This window comes from Streptomyces sp. RP5T (assembly GCF_003933965.1).
Lineage (GTDB): Bacteria > Actinomycetota > Actinomycetes > Streptomycetales > Streptomycetaceae > Streptomyces.
On sequence record NZ_RSAJ01000491.1, the window covers coordinates 1 to 6,233 of the forward strand.

A 6,233-nucleotide genomic window follows, 5' to 3' on the forward strand; every position below is an offset into this window, starting at 1 on the left:
CCGGGGTTCTGATCGTTGCATCCCGGGTGCGGGGCCGTGGGGGCTGGTCGCGCAGTTCCCCGCGCCCCTAGGTGGGTTCACCTGACCGGTGCCAAGCGGCCCTCCGCACCTTCCGCATCAGCTTGCGGTGACGCCATCCCGTCACGTGGTCCGCGTAGACCTTGCCCGCCAAGTGGTCGCACTCGTGCTGAAGGCAGCGGGCGAAGAACCCCGTCCCGTGCACGGTGATCGGTTCGCCCGTCGCCGTGAAACCCTCCACCACCGCGTGGTCGTGGCGTTCCACCCCCGCCTCCAGGCCCGGCAGCGACAGACAGCCCTCGGGCCCCCTGAACAGCAGACCGTCCGCTGCCACCAGCCTTGGGTTCACCACGTGGCCGAGGTGGCGGACCTCCTCGTCGTCCGGGCAGTCGTACACGAACACGCGGAGGGGGACGCCCACTTGGTTCGCCGCGAGGCCCACACCCTCGTGCGCGTACATCGTCGCGAACAGGTCCTCCACCAGCGTCGCCAGGTCCGGGCCGAAGTCCGATACGTCCGCGCAGGGTTCGTGCAGCACGGGGCTGCCGAGCAGGGTGAGGGGCCGGACCCGGCCACGGGTGCCCGGAATGGAGCCGTTTCGCATGGCCGCAAGGGTACGGCGATTCGGGAGTGCCTTCGGATCTCGATAGGCTGAGGTCCACACCACGTGGCCGGAGGCAGAGTCGCGGCGCGTACGCAAGGAGGATCGAGAACTGATGACAGGCAACTCGGACCCGCTCTCGCCGCGGGCCAAGCTGGCCGTGACGGCGGGCAAGGCCGTCGCGGCGGCATCCCGAGCCGCGGGGCGCGGCAGCGGTTCGGTCATCGGCGGCCGGGTGGCCCTCAAGCTCGACCCCGACCTCCTTGCCCGGCTCGCGCAGAACCTGGACGTCGTCCTGGTCTCGGCGACCAACGGCAAGACCACCACCACCCGGCTGATCGCGGAGGCGCTCGGCGCCGCCGGGCCGGTCGTCTCCAACGCGCTGGGCGCCAACATGCCCGCCGGCATCACCTCGGCGCTCGCCGGCGGCTCGGATTCCCGGTACGGCGTCATCGAGGTCGACGAGAAGTACCTCGCGGGCGTGGCCCGGGACACCGACCCGAAGTGCATCGCCCTGCTCAACCTCTCCCGCGACCAGCTGGACCGGGCCGCCGAGACCCGCATGCTCGCCGAGAACTGGCGTGAGGGGCTGGCCGGTTCGAAGGCGGTCGTCGTCGCCAACGCCGACGACCCGCTCGTCGTGTGGGCCGCCTCCTCCTCCCCCAACGTCATCTGGGTGGCCGCCGGGCAGATGTGGAAGGACGACGCCTGGTCCTGCCCGTCCTGCGGCGGCGTGATGCAGCGGCCGGGCGACGACTGGTTCTGCGGCGAGTGCGGCTTCCGGCGTCCCACCCCGAGCTGGGCGCTCTCCGGTGACCACGTGCTCGACCCGCACGGCTCCGCCTGGCCGATCCACCTCCAGCTGCCCGGCCGCGCCAACAAGGCCAACGCGGCCTCCTCGGCCGCCGTCGCCGCCGTCTTCGGTGTGCCGCCGCAGGTCGCCCTGGAGCGCATGTACCAGGTGCAGGCCGTGGCCGGCCGCTACGACATCGTCCAGTTCCAGCAGCGCGACCTCAGGCTGCTGCTCGCGAAGAACCCGGCCGGCTGGCTCGAGACGTTCAGCCTGATCGACCCGCCGCCCACCCCGGTGATCCTCTCCGTCAACGCCCGCGGCGCCGACGGCACCGACACCTCCTGGCTGTGGGACGTCGACTACACGCGCCTGACCGGCCACCCGATCTGCGTGATCGGCGACCGGAAGCTGGACCTCGCGGTGCGCCTCGAGGTCGCGAACCAGAACTTCCAGGTCTGCGACAACCTCGACCAGGCCGTGCAGATGAGTCCGCCCGGCCGCATCGAGGTCATCGCGAACTACACCGCCTTCCAGGACCTGCGCCGCCGCGTCGGCAACTGAGACTCAGGGGACTTTTGTGAGCGACAACCAACTGCGGATCGTCTGGATCTACCCCGACCTGCTCAGCACCTACGGCGACCAGGGCAACGCCCTCGTCATCGAGCGCCGGGCCCGCCAGCGCGGCCTCGACGTGGCCCGCCTGGACGTGCGCAGCGACCAGCCGATCCCGACCTCCGGCGACATCTACCTGATCGGCGGCGGCGAGGACCGGCCCCAGCGGCTGGCGGCCGAGCGGCTGCGCCGGGACGGCGGTCTGCACCGGGCCGTCGGCAACGGCGCGATCGTCTTCTCGGTGTGCGCCGGGTACCAGATCCTCGGCCACGAGTTCATCAACGACCTCGGCCAGCGCGAGCCCGGCCTCGGCCTGCTCGACGTGGTCTCGGTGCGCGGTGAGGGCGAGCGCTGCGTCGGTGACGTGCTCGCCGACATCGACCCGCGCCTCGGCCTGCCGCCGCTGACCGGCTTCGAGAACCACCAGGGCGTCACCCATCTCGGCCCCACCGCCCGCCCGTTCGCCAACGTCAAGCTGGGCAAGGGCAACGGCACCGGGGACGGCACGGAGGGCGCGTACAACGACACGGTGTTCGGTACGTACATGCACGGGCCGGTGCTCGCGCGCAACCCGCTGATCGCCGACCTGCTGCTGAAGCTGGCGCTCGACGTGAACGCGCTGCCGCCGACCGACGACCGCTGGTACGAGGCCCTGCGCAACGAGCGCATCACCGCCGCGCAGCAGCCCGCCTGAACAGGGAGTTCACCTCGGTTCCAGAGTCCTTTCACCAGCCCGTCTGACGACTGCTCCGCACAGGTGAGCGCGGCAGTCCAGCAGGCGGACGCATGCTTCGGCCCCGCCCCCTCCTGCCGCTAGGGTGGCGGGGTTCGAGCCGGACAGCGTGGTCCGGACCCATGCCACGTCACTCGCTGAAAAGGTTCTCGCGGCTATGCGCATTGGTGTCCTCACGTCCGGCGGCGACTGCCCCGGCCTGAACGCCGTCATCCGGTCCGTCGTGCACCGTGCCGTCGTCGACCACGGCGACGAGGTCATCGGTTTCCGGGACGGCTGGAAGGGCCTCCTGGAGTGCGACTACCTCAAGCTCGACCTCGACGCGGTGGGCGGCATCCTGGCCCGCGGCGGCACGATCCTCGGCTCCTCCCGGGTCCAGCCCTCGCACCTGCGGGACGGCGTGGAGCGGGCCCGGGGGCATGTCGCGGAGCTCGGGCTCGACGCGGTCATCCCCATCGGCGGTGAGGGCACGCTCAAGGCGGCCCGGCTGATGTCGGACGCCGGTCTGCCGATCGTGGGCGTGCCGAAGACGATCGACAACGACATCGCGGTCACGGACGTCACCTTCGGGTTCGACACGGCCGTCGGGGTGGCGACCGAGGCCCTGGACCGGCTCAAGACCACCGCCGAGTCCCACCAGCGGGTGCTCGTCGTCGAGGTCATGGGACGGCACACCGGGTGGATAGCGCTGCACTCGGGCATGGCGGCCGGTGCGCACGCCATCGTGGTGCCGGAGCGTCCCTTCGACATCGAGGAGCTGGCCCGGCGGGTCGGCGAGCGGTTCGAGGCGGGCAAGCGCTTCGCGATCGTCGTGGCGGCCGAGGGGGCCAAGCCGGCACCGGGCTCCATGGCCTTCGACGAGGGCGGCAAGGACATCTACGGCCACGAGCGTTTCGCCGGGATCGCCCGCCAGCTGTCGATCGAGCTGGAGGAGCGGCTGGGGAAGGAAGCCCGGCCGGTCATCCTCGGGCATGTGCAGCGCGGCGGTACGCCGACCGCGTACGACCGGGTGCTGGCCACCCGGTTCGGGTGGCATGCGGTGGAGGCCGTGCACCGCGGGGAGTTCGGTCACATGACCGCGCTGCGCGGGACCGACATCGTGATGGTGCCGCTGGCGGAGGCGGTGGAGACGCTGAAGACGGTCCCCGCGGACCGCTACGAGGAAGCCGAGTGCGTCCTCTAGATCAGCGCGTACGGCACTGAGGAACCCGCCCCCGGTCGCAGCCGCGACCGGGGGCGGTTCTAGTCTGTGTGGCGGACAGACACGCACAACCCCCACGAATCAGGAGCCGCCGCGATGGACCACAGCGGGCACGGCATGACGCACGACCTGCCGCCGTTCACGCTGGGACGAGGGCTTCAGTGGTCGGCCGACCCCTTCTTCCTCGTCGCCTGCCTTCTCGCGCTCGGCCTGTACGCCTGGGGAGTCCTGCGGCTGCGGCGCCGGGGGGACTCGTGGTCCGCGGGGCGCACCGTCTCCTACGTGGCCGGTGTGCTGACCATCGGCCTGATGATGTGCACGAGGCTGAACGACTACGGGATGGTCATGTTCAGCGTGCACATGGTGCAGCACATGGTCATCAGCATGCTGTCGCCGATCCTCATCCTGCTCGGCGCCCCGGTCACCCTGGCCCTGCGGGCGCTGCCGGTCGCGGGCAAGGGGCGCAAGGGGCCCCGTGAGCTGCTGCTCGCGTTGCTGCACAGCCGGTACATGCGGATCATCACGCATCCGGCGTTCACCATCCCCCTGTTCATCGCGAGCCTGTACGCGCTGTACTTCACGCCCCTCTTCGACTTCCTGATGGGGTCGAAGACCGGGCACGTCGCGATGATGGTCCACTTCCTCGCCGTCGGCGTCGTCTTCTTCTGGCCGATCATCGGCGTGGACCCGGGACCGCACCGGCCCGGGTATCTGATGCGGATGCTGGAGCTGTTCGCCGGGATGCCGTTCCACGCGTTCTTCGGCATCGCGCTGATGATGGCGTCCGAGCCCATGGTGACCACGTTCAAGAACCCGCCCGCCTCGCTCGGCATCGAGGCGCTCTCCGACCAGAACTACGCCGGCGGTATCGCCTGGGCGTTCAGCGAGATTCCCTCCGTGCTGGTGCTGATCGCACTGCTGTTCCAGTGGTACGGCTCCGAACAGCGGCAGGCCAAGCGCTCGGACCGGGCCGCCGACCGGGACGGCGACAAGGAACTCGAGGCGTACAACGCATATCTTGCCTCTTTGAGCACGCGCGAGCGTTGAGAGGCTCCGCCTTTCCGCGGCATTCAGTAGCATGAAGCGCGTTGGGGGAACCGCCGGGGGGAGCGGTCATGACATTTCGCGCATTGATGCACAGGATCGTCGTGCCGGCGATTTTCTCGCTGCTGCTGAGCGGCTGCGGGAAGGGAGATCCACTGGCGGCGGTCAAGGCGGTGGCCGTCGGTGTGCCCTCGCTCGCGCCGTTCTTCGAGGAGAACAGCGGGCTGGGAAGGGACGCCGTCACCGTGCGCTCGCAGCCCGTCCGGGGCAGTCTCCAGCAGGGGGACACTCCTGGTCTGTACGGCGGCAGCAAGCAGCCGACCATCTGTGATGTCGCCGCACTGGAACGATTCCTCACCGATCCCGGGAATCACAGAAAAGCACAGGCCTGGGCCAACGTCCTGAACATCGGCACGGACGCGATACCGGAATATCTGGATCGACTCACACCGGTTCTGCTGCGTCACGACACTCTTGTCGAGAACCACGACTACAAGAAGGAAAATGCCGTCCCGTACAACTCCTTGCTCCAGGCGGGAATCGCGATTCTCGTCGATGAACAAGGGCTTCCGGCTGTGAAGTGCTCGTGCGGAAATCCACTGCGGCCCTTCAAGGGCGACACCGGCCGGATTTCCGTCCGGTTCGAGGACGGCAACAAGAAGTGGGCGGGATACGCACGTGGATCCGTGGTGGCCGTGAAGCCCGCGCCGCGGAAACTGGCACGGGTCGCGCTCGTCGATGCCCGGGAACCGGCCCGCGGCATCAGCCGTCCGGTCGGCAGCACCGGTGAGAAGGACACCGCGTTCGACGCGAGGAAGCGGCGCACGGTGCCGGACCTCGTCGGCAGGACCTTCGCCCGGGCCGGCCGGGAACTGGTCGACGCCGGTCTGGCGGCCGGGTACGCGGGGCAGCGGGCGCCGTCCGGGGACGCGAGGGTCACGGCGACCGATCCCCCCGCGGGGACCGAGCTGCCGTTCGGGCGGTACGTGACGCTGACCGTGGCCGGGGACGGCACGGGTGCCTCCGGCGGAACGGGCGGGGGCACGAACGGAGGCACGAGCGGGCCCACGACCACTCCCCCGCCGCCGTCCTCCGGGTCGGGTACACCGCCCACGAGCACCCCGGCGTCGTCGGGTCCACCGACTTCACCGGGCGGCCGGACCGGTCCCTCGTCGCCCACGAAGCCGCCCTCGCCCTCGAAGCCACCCCCGTCCACGAAGCCGCCCTCGCC

General features: G+C 70.2%; 6 protein-coding genes. 5 read left to right on the forward strand and 1 reads right to left on the reverse strand.

Annotated elements, in window-relative coordinates:
- Positions 1-67 precede the first annotated feature (67 nt).
- Complete coding sequence (gene def / locus EHS43_RS34325; RefSeq protein WP_185806535.1) at positions 68-622, reverse strand: peptide deformylase; 555 nt, start codon at positions 620-622, stop codon at positions 68-70.
- Positions 623-734: 112 nt separating this feature from the next.
- Here def and EHS43_RS34330 point away from each other — a divergent pair, with 112 nt between their 5' ends.
- From EHS43_RS34330 to EHS43_RS34350, 5 genes are all read left to right on the forward strand, one after another.
- On the forward strand, positions 735-1,973 hold the full coding sequence (locus EHS43_RS34330) for a MurT ligase domain-containing protein (RefSeq protein ID WP_125194553.1): 1,239 nt from the start codon (positions 735-737) through the stop codon (positions 1,971-1,973).
- Positions 1,974-1,989: 16 nt separating this feature from the next.
- Positions 1,990-2,718 (forward strand): type 1 glutamine amidotransferase, encoded by a 729-nt coding sequence (locus tag EHS43_RS34335; RefSeq protein ID WP_007380395.1) that lies wholly within the window; start codon positions 1,990-1,992, stop codon positions 2,716-2,718.
- 196 nt (positions 2,719-2,914) lie between these two features.
- Positions 2,915-3,940 carry a 6-phosphofructokinase gene (locus EHS43_RS34340; protein WP_125194554.1) on the forward strand — a complete coding sequence of 342 codons (1,026 nt, stop codon included), beginning with the start codon at positions 2,915-2,917 and terminating at the stop codon, positions 3,938-3,940.
- Positions 3,941-4,054: 114 nt separating this feature from the next.
- Positions 4,055-5,005: a cytochrome c oxidase assembly protein gene (locus tag EHS43_RS34345; protein WP_125194555.1), complete on the forward strand. Its 951-nt coding sequence runs from the start codon at positions 4,055-4,057 to the stop codon at positions 5,003-5,005.
- A gap of 68 nt (positions 5,006-5,073) precedes the next feature.
- Positions 5,074-6,233, forward strand: a 1,160-nt coding sequence (locus tag EHS43_RS34350) for a PASTA domain-containing protein (protein ID WP_125194556.1), incomplete at its 3' end; no start/stop codon positions are given.